Raw genomic sequence first — 14374 nt, 5'->3', positions numbered from 1 at the left:
GGCGAACATGTCCGCCGACGTCGCCGCCGAGGCGGACGTCATCGCGACCACGCCCTTCGAGGTCATCCTCCTCCAGGCGAAGATCGGGCTCGTCGTCGGCGCGATCGTCTGTCTGCCCGCGCTGGTCTACTTCACACGCGACGAGCTCCGCGAGCGCGGGCTGTGGCCGCAGTCGCCGGTCGCCCGCTGGAAGCTCGCGGCGATCGGCCTGCTCGGCGGCGGACTCTTCGCCGTCGGCGTCGCCTACGGCGTCTACGCCTTCTTCCCGATCATGTTCTCCTTTCTGGCCGGGTTCGGGCTCGAGGCCGGCATCGAGCCGACCTACGGCATCGTGATGTGGACGGAGTTCATCGTCTTCCTCTCGCTGTCCTTCGGGCTCGCCGGCCAGATGCCCCTTCTCATCACCGGGCTCTCGTACGCCGAGATCGTTCCCTACGAGACGTTCCGCGACAAGTGGCGCTACGCGGTCGTCGCCATCTTCGTCTTCGGCGCGGTGTTCTCGCCGCCGGACCCGTTCACCCAGCTGATGTGGGCGTTCCCGCTCGTCGCGCTGTACGGGTTCAGCCTCTACCTCGCGAAGCTGGTCGTCACCGCGAAGCGCAGCTCCGACCGGATCCGCGTGCTCGGCGCGGTCCGGAACCACTGGAACGTCGTCGGCGGCGCGGCCGTCCTCGGCGGCGGCATCGTGTACGCCTTCTACGAGTACGGCGGCCGGACCGCCGCCAACGGCCTCCTCCGCACGCTCGACAGCGACTGGCGCTTTCTCGCGCCGGGCGAGGGGCTCGGCCTCGACCCGACGACCGCCGCCGCGGCGTACGCCGCGGCGTGGGCGCTCGCGTTCGTGACCGTCGCGACGCTGTGGGCGGTGTACACCGACCTCGACACCACGAGCGCGGGGTACCAGTACGGCGACCCGGCCGCCATCGACCTCGACGAGCTCGACGCCGCGGGGATCCGCGCCGCCCCCGAAGAGCCGTTCCGCGAGATGTCCGAGGAGGAGTCGCTCGCGCGGGCGCAGGCGGCGATCGACGACGACGACCACGAGAAGGCGCAGGCGATCCTCGACCGCTTCGACGAGGCGACGGACGCCGACGGGGTGGGTGGTGACGGCGGAAGCGCGGACGCGGCGGGCGGGAACGCGGGCGGCGGCGGTGCCGGCGGCGGCCTCGCCGCGTCGGTCGGCGATCGCACCTCCCGCGCCTCCTCGACGTTCCTCTCCGAGCTCACCGGCGACGACGAGGCGGAGGACGACATCGGCGGCTACTACAAGGACCTCAAGTTCATCTTCGACGCGATCCGCTCGAAGTCGTTCATCCTCCTCGTGGTGTTCGGCGGCGTGATGGCCGCGGCGTTCACCTGGCTCTACATCGGCGGGCTCGCGGCGGTGCGGGCGGACCTCCAGCGGCGGGTGCCGGCGGAGGTGGGCGGCGGGATCAACATCATCACGCTCCACCCCGTCGAGGCGCTGATCTTCATGGTGAAGTTCTCGCTTCTGATCGGCGGGATCGCGGTCTTCCCCGTCCTGCTGTACTCGGCGTGGCCGGCGCTTCGCGACCGCGGGTTCGTCGCCGGGCGGATCCGGCAGGTGTACCTCTGGGCGGGCGCGCTCTTTACGGGGCTGATCGGCGGCTTCGCGCTCGGCTACGCGTACATCGCGCCGCGGATCATCGGCTGGCTCGTCACCGACGCCGCCAACGCGAACATGATCATCACCTACCAGGTGAGCGACTTCATGTGGCTCGTGATCTTCACCACCATCGGGATCGGCTTCCTAGCGGACATCCCGGTCGCGATGGTGCTCCTGAACAACGCCGGCGTCCCCTACGACGTCTTCCGCGGACGCTGGCGGGAGGTCACCGTCGGGATCATGCTGTTCGCGGCGGTGTTCACCCCCGCCGACGTGATCACGATGTTCCTCGTGACGATCCCGCTCATGCTCGCGTACGGGGTCGGGCTCGGCGTGCTGTACCTCCTCACGCTCGGCGGCCGTCGAGACCTCTCGCCGCCGGCCGAGATCGTCGGGCGGTAGCGGGGCGAAGCCGATCCGATCGCCGGCGGACCGGGTCAGTCGCCCGCCGCGATCTCGTCGAACAGCGCGATCACGCGTCGTTCGATCTCGTCGCGGATCCGCGCGACCGTCTCCGCCGACTTCCCGTCCGGGTCCTCCAGGCTCCAGTCGCGGTTCTCGCCGGCCCAACCCGCCGGACAGACGTCCTCCGCCGAACAGCCCATCGTGATCACGTAGTCGCTCGCGCGGATCTCCTCGAAGGTCACCTCCCGTGGCGTTCGGTCGCCGAGGTCGACGCCGACGGCGGCCATCGCCTCGACGACCTCGGCGTGGACGTGGTCCGCGGGACGCGTCCCGCCGGTGACGAGTTCGACCGCGCCGTCGAGGCGGCGGGTCGCGAGCTCGCGTTCGGCGAACGCGTGAGCCATCTGGGACCGGCCCGCGTTCTGTACGCAGACGAAGGCGATTCGTGTCGGGTCAGCGTCGGTCGGAGTGGACATGATCGTAGGGGCGTGGTGGGTCGTCGTTCGTCGCGCTCGGTTCGTCGGTTCGCGTGTTCCGGCCTCGACCCCGGCGGTCGAGGTCGCTACGGGTCCGCATCGCTCTCGTCCCTCGCCGGAGCGGGAACGGTTCGGTCGCGGAACGCCTGCTCGCTCGCGTCCGCGGCGGCGCGTCGCATCAGTTCCTCCTGGACGCTACGCGGCTCCTCGCCCGGCTCGGGAGTCCGTTGGACGTAGCTCCCGTCGGACCGTAACAGCCACGCCTTGCGGTCGTCCGCGAGGTAGCGTTCGAGGATCGACTCGAGCTCCGCCCGGATCTCGGGGTCCTCGATCGGCGTGACCGCCTCCACGCGGCGGTCGAGGTTCCGCGTCATCCAGTCGGCGGAACCGACGAGGTACTCGGGATCGCCGGCGTTTTCGAAGTAGAAGATCCGCGAGTGTTCGAGAAAGCGCCCGACGACGCTCCGGACGGTCACGGTGTCGGTGACGCCCTCGATCCCCGGTCGCAGCCGACAGATGTCGCGAACGACGAGGTCGATCTCGACGCCGGCGCTCGCGGCCCGGTAGAGTTCGGTGACGACCGCCGGATCCTCGAGGGCGTTCATCTTCGCGACGATCCGGCCGCCATCGCCGTGCCGTGCGTGATCGGCCTCGGTCCGGATCCGCTCGACGAGCCCCGGCCGGAGCGTTCCCGGCGCGACGAGCAGCGTCCGGTACTCCTCGTGGAAGGAGTGGCCGGTGAAGAAGTTGAACAGCCTCGTGAGGTCGTGGCCGACGTCCGCGTCGTTGGTCATGAGCCCCAGATCGACGTACCCCTTGGCCGTCTCGGCGTGGTAGTTCCCGGTGCCGATGTGCGAGTACAGTTGGACGCCGTCGTCCTCCCGACGGACGACGAGCGCGGTCTTCGTGTGGGTCTTGAGCCCGATCGTGCCGTAGGCGACGTGGATCCCCTCCTCCTCCAACCGCTCGACCCAGCGGAGGTTGTTCTCCTCGTCGAAACGCGCCTTCAGCTCGACCATCACGGCGACCTGCTTCCCGTTTCGTGCCGCCTCGATGAGGTTCTCGATCACCTGCGAGTCGCGCGAGGTGCGGTAGATCGCGGCCTTGATCGCCAACACGTCGTCGTTGCGCGCGGCCTCTCCGAGGAACATCTGGACGGTCTTCTCGAACGAGTGGTACGGGTGATGGACGAGGACGTCGTCCTCGCGGATCACGTCGAAGACGTCCCGGTCGGTCTCGTCGTCCGCGACCCCCGCGAACCGCGGATGCGGTTGCGGGGTCCACGACGGGACCGAGTGGTCGGGCCTGTCCAGTTCGGCCAGTCGGGAGACGTGACGCAGGTTCAACGGCGGATCGCGCTCGAACACCTCCCGTTCGTCGAGGTCGAGCTGTTCCCGCAACAGCGTTCGGACCTCCGCCGGCGTGTCGGACGAGACCTCCAACCGGACGACGGTCGCGAAGCGGCGATCGCGGAGGACGCCCTCGATCATCTCGATCAGTCCCTCGGCCACCTCCTGGTTTCGGCGCACTTCGGCGTTCCGCGTCACGCGGAACGTCGACCAGTCGAGCACCTCGACGTTCGGGAACAGGAGGTCGAGGTTTGCGGCGATCACCTCCTCGAGGAAGACGAACCGGTCGACCTCGTCCGGGCCGTCGAGCGGGTCGCCCGCGCCCTCCGCGGCGGCGGACGCGACGTCGAGCAGCCGAGGCTGGTTCTCGGGGATCTTCACACGGGAGAACTTCGGCTCCTCGCCCTTCCGGCGCGTCCGGACCGCGAGCGAGAGCGACAGGTTCGAGATGAACGGGAACGGGTGTGCGGGATCGAAGGTCAGCGGCGTCAGCGTCGGGAGGATCTCCGCCTCGAAGTGAGCACGCAGCGCGTCGCGCGTTCCGCTCGGCAGGTCCTCGTAGCGGACGAGCTCGACGCCGACCTCCGGCAGCGACTCCCGCGCGAGTTCACGGTAACACGCGTCCTGCCGCTCGAACAGGTCGCGAAGCGTCTCGAGCGCCAGCCGCCACTGCGCCTCCGGGGTCCGCCCGTCCGGCGTGAGGTCCGACACCTCTCCGGCCATCTGCTGTTTCAACCCCCCGATCCGTTTCATACAGAACTCGTCGACGTTCTTCGAGAACAACGCGAGGAAGCGCGTCCGCTCGAGGGTCGGGTTACGCGGATCGAGCGCCTCGTGGAGGACCCGCTTCTGGAAGGAGAGCTCCGAGAGCTCCCGGTTGAGATACCACTGCGGGTCCGAGAAGTCCGGCGACGACGTCGTCCGGTCGATCTCCGGCACCGGGTCGGCGGCCAGCGGCCCGTGGACGACCCGCGTCGGGCCGCCGTCGCCGGGGGCACAGACCGTCCCGACGCCGGAACCGGTCGGGGTCGAGGCGTCCTCGTCCGGCTGCTGTCGGTTCTCGTCCGGCTGCTGTCCGTCCTCGACCGCCCGCGCTCCGCCGGCGGCCTCGTCGCGTTCGGTCATCGCGAGTCGAGCGCGATCCGGTCCGGGTCGACGACCTTCTCGTCCGGCCGGGCCTCGTAGGTCTCCCGTGCGGGGACGCTCACGAAGGCGTCGTCGCGGTAGTCGTACGCGGTCAGGGAGCCGCCGTAGACGCAGCCCGTGTCGAGGCCGACCGCCCACTCCGTGCGTACCGGCTCGTCGAGCACCGTGTGGCCGAAGAAGGTCCGCGGCGCTCCCCGACGCGTCTCGAACCAGAACGGCCCCGCATAGCCGTTTCCGGGCGGCACCGAGCGGCAGTTCAGCAGCGACTCGATCCCCTGGGTTGCGAGCGGGCGCGTCGGGTCGACGCCGCCGTGTACGACGAGCGCGTCGTCCCACGAGAGTGCCACCGGCATCGACTCGAGATACCGACGGTCCGCGTCGCCGAGGTCGTCGAGGCGTTTGCGGTCGTGGATGAGTTTGTCCTCGTTGTTTCCGCGGACCGAGACCAGGTTCTCCCGCTCCCGGACGAACTCCACGACGGCCTTGCTGTCCGGCCCCTTTCGGACGAGGTCGCCGACGAACACGACCAGGTCGTCCGGGCCCGGATCGAGACGGTCCATCAGGCGACGCAGCTCCTCGATACACCCGTGAACGTCGCCGACCACGTAGACGTCGTCCCGGTCGGTCACGTCGAGCCGTCGGTGCCGCTCGGCGACCGCGGGGTGGAGGTCGGCGTCGGAGACCGTCGTCGATACGTCGGCGAGCGGCGTCGGCGTCGGTTCGTTCCCCGGCGACGCGGTATGGTCCATACGACACGGTGACCGGAACCGCCGTAAACGGTTGCTATGACCGCTACGTGGACATATATACCGGTACGTCGTGCTCCCCCGATCGTCCGCGGACCGAGCGCCGGCGCGGTCCGACCTCCGGACTGGCGTCCGCCGACCGTCCGGCCCCCGACCGGTCGGATCGCCGGCCGCCGACCGCCGAAACCGACGGGTATTCCCGCGCGCGGGCGCAACACGCGGGCAGAATGAGCAAGGACTACATCGAGGTCCGCGGCGCGGAGGAGCACAACCTCAAGGACCTCGACGTCCGGATCCCGCGCGAGGAGTTCACGGTCGTCACCGGCCTCTCGGGGTCGGGCAAGTCGTCGCTCGCGTTCGACACGATCTACGCCGAGGGCCAGCGCCGGTACATCGAGTCGCTGTCGGCGTACGCCCGCAACTTCCTCGGACAGATGGACAAACCGCAAGTCGAATCCGTCGAGGGGCTCTCGCCGGCGATCTCCATCGACCAGAAGAACGCCGCCAACAACCCGCGATCGACGGTCGGCACCGTCACCGAACTCCACGACTACCTCCGGCTGCTGTACGCCCGGATCGGCGTCCAACACGACCCGATCACGGGCGAGGAGGTCGGCGAGCAGTCCGCCCAGGACATGGTGAACCAGATCCTCGAGTTACCCGAGGGCACCCGCGCGAAGATCGCCGCGCCGGTCGTGCGCGACCAGAAGGGGGCGTTCGAGGACCTCTTCGAGGAGCTCGTCGCCGACGGCTACGCCCGCGTCGAGGTCGACGGCGAGCCGCTGGACCTGACGCTCGACGACCCCGACCTCGACCAGAACTACGACCACACGATCGACGTGATCGTCGACCGGGTGACGGTGTCGCCGGACGCCCGCTCGCGGATCACGGACTCCGTCGAGACCGCCCTGGAGGAGGCCGGCGGCGCGCTCAAGCTGATCGTCCCCGATCCGCCCGCCGACACCCCGTTCGCCTCGAACGCCCGGTCGACCGGGTCGCTGGCGGCGGACGCGGAGGGCGACGACCGGCTCGTCGTCGAGTTCTCCGAGGAGCTCGGCAACCCCAACTCCGACTTCCAGTTCTCCGCGATCGAGACGCGCTCGTTCTCGTTCAACAGCCCGTACGGCGCGTGTCCCGAGTGCGAGGGGATCGGCTCGACGAAGGAGGTCGACGAGGACCTCGTGGTCGTCGACCCCTCGAAGCCGCTGAAACACGTCTTCGAGCCGTGGAGCTACAACCGGACGTACTACTCCAGACAGATCGACAACGTCGCGGAACACTTCGGCGTCGACCTCGAGACCCCCTTCGAGGAGCTCGACGAATCGGTCCGGCGGCAGTTCCTCCACGGCACCGACGACGTCGTCCACTTCGAGTGGACCACGAAGAACGGCACCCGCGAGAAGACGGAGCGCTTCGAGGGCGTCATCCCGAACCTGGAGCGCCGCCACGTCGAGACCGACTCCGAGCGCGCCCGCGACCACATCGAGGAGTACATGGCCGTGACGACCTGTCCGGAGTGTGAAGGGACGCGGCTGAAGGAGCAGTCGCGACACGTCCGCGTCGCCGGCACGCCGATCACCGAGGTCAACCGGCTGTCCATCGCCGAGGCGCGCGAGCACTTCGAGGGGATGGAGGCGGAGCTCGGCGAGCGGGACACGACGATCGCGACGGAGATATTGAAAGAGATCCGCGCCCGCCTCGGCTTCATGGAGGAGGTCGGGCTGGAGTACATCACGCTCGATCGGGAGGCGTCGACGCTGTCGGGCGGCGAGAGCCAGCGGATCCGGCTCGCGACGCAGGTCGGTTCCGGGCTCGTCGGAGTGTTGTACGTGCTCGACGAGCCCTCCATCGGGCTCCACCAGCGCGACAACGACCGGCTGTTGAACACTCTGGAGGGGCTTCGTGACCTGGGCAACACCCTGCTCGTCGTCGAGCACGACGAGGAGACGATGCGGCGGGCCGACGAGATCGTCGACATGGGGCCGGGACCGGGAAAGCGCGGCGGCGAGGTGGTCGCACAGGGCGACTTCGACGACATCGTCGCGGCCGACGACTCCGTCACCGCCGACTACCTCGCGGGCCGGAAGTCGATCCCGGTCCCCGACGAGCGGCGCGATCCGGACGGCGAGCTGGTCGTACGCGGCGCGCGCCAGCACAACCTGAAGGACCTCGACGTGCCGATCGAACTCGGCACGCTGACGACCGTCACCGGCGTCTCGGGCTCCGGGAAGTCGACGCTCGTCAACGACGTCCTCTACAAGGGGCTCGCCCGCGAGATGAACGACAACACCTCGGTCGACCCCGGCGAGCACGACGCGATCGAGGGAATCGACGGGATCGAGACGGTGCGGCTCATCGACCAGTCGCCGATCGGCCGGACGCCCCGGTCGAACCCCGCGACGTACACCGACGTGTTCGACCACGTCCGCGAGCTGTTCGCGGAGACCAAACTCGCGAAGCGTCGCGGCTACGAGAAGGGGCGGTTCTCCTTCAACGTGAAGGGCGGCCGCTGTGAGGAGTGCGGCGGCCAGGGCACCGTGAAGATCGAGATGAACTTCCTCTCAGACGTCCACGTCCCCTGCGAGCAGTGCGGCGGGGCACGTTACAACGACGAGACGCTCGAGGTGACCTACAAGGGCGCGACCATCGCCGACGTGCTCGAGATGAGCGTCGCGGAGGCGTACGACTTCTTCGAGAGCCACCAGGGGCTCCGGCGCCGCCTGAAGCTCCTGAAGGACGTGGGGCTCGGCTACATGGATCTCGGACAGCCCTCGACCACCCTCTCCGGCGGCGAGGCCCAGCGCGTGAAGCTCGCCGAGGAGCTGGGCAAGAAGGCCACCGGCGACACGCTCTACCTCCTCGACGAGCCGACGACCGGGCTCCACAAGGAGGACGAGCGGAAGCTGATCGAGGTGCTCCACCGGCTCGTCGACGCCGGCAACACGGTCGTCGTCATCGAACACGAACTCGACCTCGTGAAGAACGCCGACCGCGTGATCGACCTCGGTCCCGAGGGCGGCGAGGGCGGCGGCGAGCTCGTCGCGCGCGGGACGCCCGAGGCGGTCGCCCGCGAGGACGACTCCCACACCGGACGGTACCTGCGCGACCTCCTCCCCGACGTCGACATCGAGGGGCCCCGAAACGACCGGCGGAAGCCCGCGACGGCCGCGGACGACGACTGAGGCGGGCGGTCTCGCGGCGAGGGGCCCCCGCCGACCCGCATCTTGATATACCGCCCCGTCGTCGCACGGAACGATGAGGGAGATCACGAGCGACGACGTCCCGGACGCGCTGGGGCCGTACTCGCAGGCCATCGTCTCGGACGGCACCGTCCACGTCTCGGGCAAGACCGGCGTCGACCCCGAGACCGGGGAGGCCCCGGAGTCGGTCGGCGAACAGACGACCCGGACGCTCGCGAACGTCGAGCGGATCCTGGAGGCGGCCGGCACGGACGCCGACGCGATCGTCCGCGCCACCGTCTATCTCACGGACATGGACGACTACGACGAGGTGAACGAGGCGTACCGGTCGTACCTCTCCGAGCCGTACCCCGCCCGGACCTGCGTCGAGGTGTCGCGGCTCCCCGCGCCGCTCGACGTCGAGATCACGGTCGACGCGGAGCTCGACGGCGGCGAGTAACCCCGATCGGCCGGGCGGAACCGACGCCCGGTCTCGGACCTTCGCTACGCTCAGAACTTCTCCAACAGGTCTCCGTAGAACCCGCCCCCGCGGTCCTCGGCCAGCTTCTCGACGATGAGCTCCGGCGTCGACCGCGCGAGGTGGCCCTCCCGCGGCGAGCGGTTCACGCGGAGCTCGCCGTCGACGAGCCCGACCGCCTCGATGCCGTCGACGGCCACGTCGTAGTCGGCGGCCTCGCGGATCTCGCGGGCCAGGTGCGAGACGAAGACGGCGGTCGTCTGCTGGTCGGAGAGCGCCTCGAGGATCCCGGCGATGATCTTCGCGGACGCCCCCGGCTCCGTGATCGACTCCAGCTCGTCGACCAACACGAGCCGGCCGTCCGCGCCCTCGACGAGGTCGCCGAAGTCGCGCAGCGTCGCCTCGAACGCACCCGCGTCGAGGGTGCCCTGGGACTTGGCGTAGTAGTGGACCTCCTCGAAGCGGTCGAGCTCCACCTCCTCGGCCGGGACGGGCATCCCCATCTGCGCGAGGACGACCACCAGAGCGACCAAGTCCAGGGTCGACGTCTTCCCGCCGGAGTTCACGCCGGAGAGCAGCCGTACCCCGTCGACGGCGTAGTCGACCGGCTCGACCGCCTCGAACTCGACGTCCAGAAGCGGCGAGCGGCCCCCCTCGAGCCGGAAGCCGCCGGGAACGCCGTGCTCGCTCTCGTCGTCCTCGCCGTCCGGTCGCTCCGCTGGGCCGGCGGGATCGCGGACCTCGGGCATGACGCAGTCGAAGTCGCGGGCGAAGCGGGCGATCGCGAGCTCCACGTCGAGCTCGAGGGCGTCCCGAACGAGGTCCTCGACGGGCTCGCGGAGGTCGCCGAGGTCCGCCGCGAGGTCGGCCTTCAGCCGGGCGGCCCGCCGGTCCCGGCCGGCGGCCAGCTCGGTCCGGAGCCGCGAGACGGCCGACTCGTCGCGTTCGACCGGAAACGAGGGGTCGTCGTCGAAGACGCGTTCGGCGAGGTCGGCCTCCTCGGGCGCGAGATCGAGCGCGTCGACGAGGTGGTCGCGGGCGCGCTCCATCGCGGTGTCGTACTCGTCGGCGAGCTCGCGGTCGAGCAGCGAGTCGACGCGCGCGCCCTGCTCGACGAGCGAGAGGAAGTCGGTCCCCTCGATGGTGACGTCGCGCTCGCGGATCGCCTCCCGGAGGTGGTCGTCGGCGACGGACTCCGCGGTCGAGACCGCCGCGTCGAGGTCGTCGACGGCGGCCGTCAGCCGCTCGAGCTCCGCGTCGCCGACGATCGTCCCGTCGTCGTCGAGCCGCGAGAGGGCGTCTCGGAGCGCGTCGAGGTCGGCGGCCGCGTCGAGGTCGGCGGCCTCGTGGACCGCCGCGGCCGCCTCCAGCCGCCCGCGGTTCGCGGCGAAGAACGCGAGCAGGCGCTCGGGGACGGTCTCGGCGGGCGTCTCGAGCGCGTCCGGGCGCACGTGGACGTCGCCCTCGACGTCCATCCCCGCGAACTCCTCGTCGAGGACGATCACGGTCGCGTACGACCGCGCGAGCTCCGCGACGTCTCGAGTGTCCTCCACCGTCTCCACCGAGAGCTCGGGAACGCGAGCCTCGGCGCGGGCGTACACCTCGGCGTCGGCGGTCGCCAGACAGCGGTCGCGGACCCTGACGGTCGGCGGGTCGGCGAGCGGCTCGACGCCGGAGAGCGCCTCGAGGACGGCCGGGTCGGGGTCGCGGTCGGTCGCCGCGGCCGCGAACGTCTGCGCCTCCGCGATCCGGGAGGCGGACGCGCTCGGGTAGAACGTCTCCAGGCGCTTCTCGGCGTAGTCCGTCACCGTGCGCTCCTTCAGCAGGTCGAGCGCGTCGCGGTACACCTCCCGCGCCCGATCGGTCGCCAGCACGCGGCTCGCGTCGTCGTGGCGGCGGCGGATCGCGCCGCGAGCGACGCGGACGGCCCGCGCCTCGTTCACGCCCGGTGCGCGGGCGATGGCCGCCACGTCGCCGGACTCGACGGTCGCCGCCGGCGCCTCCAGCTCACGGAGCGCCCGCGCCGTCTTCTCGCCCACGCCGGGGATCGACTCCAGATCCATTCACGCCTCATATCGCGGCAACCCGCAAAAGGATGCGGGTGTCGGCGGGGGTCGAGGAGGCGCGAACCACGCCGACGCCCTTTTTCGCGCCGACGACGAACCGCGGGCATGGACCAGGACGTTTCCGCGGCCGGGATCGACGACCCGATCGCGGCGGGAACCGACCGTCTGGACCCCGAGACGGCGGAGAAGGCGCGATCCGCCCGCGAGTCGCTCGCCGCCCACGACGGGGTGCTCGTCGCCTTCTCCGGCGGCGTCGACTCCTCGGTGGTGTCGGCGCTCGCCCACGACGCGCTCGGCGAGGACGCGGTCGCGTGTACGGCCCGCAGCGAGACGCTGCCGGCGGCCGAGCTCGACGACGCGAAACGGGTCGCGGAAGAGATCGGGATCCGCCACGACACGGTGACCTTCTCGGAGCTCGACGACCCGAACTTCGTCGCCAACGACGGCGACCGCTGTTACCACTGCCGGACGATGCGGCTCGGCCGGATGTACGACCGCGCCCGCGAGCTCGGGATCGGGACGGTGTGTGACGGGACGAACGCCGACGACCCCGGCGAGGGCCACCGGCCCGGCCTGCGCGCGGTCGAGGAGCTCGAGGTCTCCTCGCCGCTTCTCGACGCGGGGATCACGAAAGAGGAGGTCCGCGCGGTCGCCGAGGCGTACGACCTCTCCGTGGCCGACAAGCCGTCGATGGCGTGTCTCTCCTCGCGGATCCCGACCGGACTCGAGGTGACCGAGGCGCGGCTCTCGCGCGTCGAACGGGCGGAGAACCGGCTCCGCGAATGGGGGTTCGAGGGGTTCCGCGTCCGCGACCACGACGGGCTCGCGCGCGTCGAGATCGCCCCTGAGGAACTGGAGCGCGCGCTCGATCCCGCCTTCGCCGACGCGGTTCACGAACACCTCACCGACATCGGCTTCGAGTACGTCACCCTCGACATGGCGGGGTATCGAACCGGCAGCGTGAGCCCCGGCAGCGACGGCGATGACGGCGGCGGCGAGAGCGACGAGGCGGCCGAAGACGGCGACGCTCGCGGGGCCGAGGGCGGTTCGATCGACGCCGACGGACCCGACCTCGACCGACGGTACCCCCGCTGACGCCGGCGAGAACGACCGTCGCGGCGCCCGGTTCGCCGGGAACGCGTCAGCCGGTTCACGTTATCAGCCGGGAGAATCCGGCGCGAACGCTTATACCCCGCATCGGCCGATCCCACGCCATGGGCGAAGCCAACACGCTCGCGGTGCTCGCGGGCGGGGTCGGCGGCTCCGTCGGCGCGTTCGTCGGCGTCGCGATCGGCGGGGACCCGGTTCGGGTCACGCTGACCACGCTGGTCGTCGCGCTCGCCGTCGGCACCGCGGTCGTCGCCAGCGCGGTCATCGCCGGCGACGTCGAGTTCCTCGTGGACGCCGACGGCGAGTGACGAGCCCGGATCGCCGGGCTGCGGACCGAAACGCACTGGTTCCTCGAGACCCTTCCCGCGACCGTGAGCGACACGGACGAGCCGGGCGGCTCCGCGTCGGAGCCCGCCGACGGGGACCCCGTCGGAGTCACGATCTACACCCGCGACGACTGCGCGCTGTGCGTCACGGCCCGTGAGACGGTCGAGCGCGTCGCGGCCGATCTGGCCGTCGAGGTAGACCTCGAGACGGTCGACGTCGACGCGGACCCCGAGCTCGCCGACGAGTACGGCGAGCGCGTCCCGTACGTCCTCGTCGACGGCACCCCGGCGTTCAAGTACGAGGTCGACGAGCGGGAGCTGCGCTTGAAGCTGCTCGCGGCGTCGTGAGCGACGGGAGCAAGCGGAGACGGGACGAAACGGGCGAGCGACGTGGGCGACCGATCACCTATTTACCCGACCGCGCCGATGACACCTCCATGACGGCATCACGCGCGCCGGCCGAGCCGGCGGTCCGCGAGTTCGAGTCGACGGTCGAACGGGTCGACGGCCGCGAGGTCGTCCTGGCGGAGACGTACTTCTACGCCGAGTCGGGCGGCCAGCCGGCCGACCGCGGCACCCTCGCGGGCGTCCTCGTCGACGACGTGGTCGAGCGCGACGGCGAGGTCGTCCACGTCCTCGCGGAGGACCCGTCCGCGGGAAGCGCAGGCGACGTTGAACCCGGAGCCACCGTGACGGGCGTGGTCGACGACGACTTCCGCACGTACTGTATGCGCGCGCACACCGCCTCGCACGTCCTCTACGGCGCAGCCCGCCGGACCTGCGAGGACCTCGGCTACGCCGGATTCGACATCTCGCCCGAGAAGGTCCGCGTCGACCTCACGACCGCCGACCCGCTCGACGACGAGGACCTCGTCGAGCTCGAACGACTCTCGAACCGGGCGGTGTGGGACTCCCGACCCGTGTCCTGGGAGGTGCTCCCCGAGGCGGAGGCGCGCGACCGCGACGGGATCGCGTTCAACACCAAGACCGAGGAGGGCGCGATGAGCGGCGGCGAGTCGGTCCGCGTCGTCACCGTCGAGGACTGGGACGTGGCGGCCTGCGGCGGCACCCACGTCGAGAACACGGCGGAGATCGGGACGATCACGGCGCTCGACCGGTCGAACCCCGGCGAGGGGGTGACGCGGGTGGAGTTCGCGGTCGGGCCGACGGCCATCGACCGCGTCGCGGACCGGCACGCGGCCGCGCTGGAGGCCGCGTCGGCCGCCGACACCAACGTCGAGGACCTCCCCGAGGAGGTCCGGCGGCTCCGGAACGAGGCCGACCGGCTCGACGCGGCGCTCCGGGAGGCGGAGTCGGACCTCCTCCGCGCCCGGCTCGGCGAGTTCCCGACGAACGAGGTCGACGGAACGGTCTGGGCGGTCGGGACCGTCGCGGACGCCGACCCGAACGACCTCCGAGAGCCCGCGACGGCGCTGCTCGAGGCGGATCCCGACGTCGACGCGCTC

The 14374-nt window shown here is 70.7% G+C and carries 11 protein-coding genes; 7 read left to right on the top strand and 4 right to left on the bottom strand.

The features are described from left to right. A partial coding sequence (locus tag DJ70_RS13595) for a twin-arginine translocase subunit TatC (protein WP_094533881.1) occupies positions 1-2029 on the top strand: 2029 nt, incomplete at its 5' end. 35 nt (positions 2030-2064) lie between these two features. Here the strand turns inward: DJ70_RS13595 and DJ70_RS13590 are convergent. The 3 genes from DJ70_RS13590 to DJ70_RS13580 form a co-directional block, all read right to left on the bottom strand. Beyond that, positions 2065-2508 (bottom strand): arsenate-mycothiol transferase ArsC, encoded by a 444-nt coding sequence (locus DJ70_RS13590; RefSeq protein WP_094533879.1) that lies wholly within the window; start codon positions 2506-2508, stop codon positions 2065-2067. 86 nt (positions 2509-2594) lie between these two features. Continuing rightward, positions 2595-4982 carry a polyphosphate kinase 1 gene (gene ppk1 / locus DJ70_RS13585; RefSeq protein ID WP_094533877.1) on the bottom strand — a complete coding sequence of 796 codons (2388 nt, stop codon included), beginning with the start codon at positions 4980-4982 and terminating at the stop codon, positions 2595-2597. After that, on the bottom strand, positions 4979-5752 hold the full coding sequence (locus DJ70_RS13580) for a metallophosphoesterase family protein (RefSeq protein ID WP_094533876.1): 774 nt from the start codon (positions 5750-5752) through the stop codon (positions 4979-4981). Before DJ70_RS13580 ends, ppk1 begins: the two co-directional genes overlap by 4 nt. 224 nt (positions 5753-5976) lie before the next feature. Here DJ70_RS13580 and uvrA point away from each other — a divergent pair, with 224 nt between their 5' ends. Together uvrA and DJ70_RS13570 are read left to right on the top strand one after the other, a co-directional pair. Next, positions 5977-8931 carry an excinuclease ABC subunit UvrA gene (gene uvrA, locus DJ70_RS13575; RefSeq protein WP_094533874.1) on the top strand — a complete coding sequence of 985 codons (2955 nt, stop codon included), beginning with the start codon at positions 5977-5979 and terminating at the stop codon, positions 8929-8931. Between the two features lie 73 nt (positions 8932-9004). After that, positions 9005-9388 carry a RidA family protein gene (locus tag DJ70_RS13570; protein ID WP_094533872.1) on the top strand — a complete coding sequence of 128 codons (384 nt, stop codon included), beginning with the start codon at positions 9005-9007 and terminating at the stop codon, positions 9386-9388. Positions 9389-9438: 50 nt separating this feature from the next. On the opposite strand, the gene DJ70_RS13565 is transcribed toward DJ70_RS13570, so the two are convergent. Beyond that, positions 9439-11469, bottom strand: coding sequence for a MutS-related protein (locus DJ70_RS13565; protein WP_094533870.1), 2031 nt, complete (start codon positions 11467-11469; stop codon positions 9439-9441). 108 nt (positions 11470-11577) lie between these two features. Between DJ70_RS13565 and larE the strand changes: the two genes are divergently transcribed. The 4 genes from larE to DJ70_RS13545 all read left to right on the top strand — a co-directional run. Beyond that, positions 11578-12567 (top strand): ATP-dependent sacrificial sulfur transferase LarE, encoded by a 990-nt coding sequence (gene larE / locus DJ70_RS13560; RefSeq protein WP_094533868.1) that lies wholly within the window; start codon positions 11578-11580, stop codon positions 12565-12567. A 119-nt stretch (positions 12568-12686) separates the two neighbouring features. Further along, positions 12687-12890, top strand: a complete 204-nt coding sequence (locus tag DJ70_RS13555) for a hypothetical protein (protein WP_094533866.1) — start codon at positions 12687-12689, stop codon at positions 12888-12890. A gap of 63 nt (positions 12891-12953) precedes the next feature. Beyond that, complete coding sequence (locus DJ70_RS13550) at positions 12954-13256, top strand: glutaredoxin family protein (RefSeq protein WP_094533864.1); 303 nt, start codon at positions 12954-12956, stop codon at positions 13254-13256. A gap of 89 nt (positions 13257-13345) precedes the next feature. Then, a partial coding sequence (locus tag DJ70_RS13545; protein WP_094533862.1) for an alanyl-tRNA editing protein occupies positions 13346-14374 on the top strand: 1029 nt, incomplete at its 3' end.

Origin of the sequence: Halorubrum halodurans (assembly GCF_002252985.1) — an archaeon.
In the GTDB taxonomy this organism is placed as follows: domain Archaea; phylum Halobacteriota; class Halobacteria; order Halobacteriales; family Haloferacaceae; genus Halorubrum; species Halorubrum halodurans.
The sequence above is the reverse complement of the archived record's forward strand: the minus strand, read 5'-3'. Positions and strand labels throughout refer to the sequence as shown.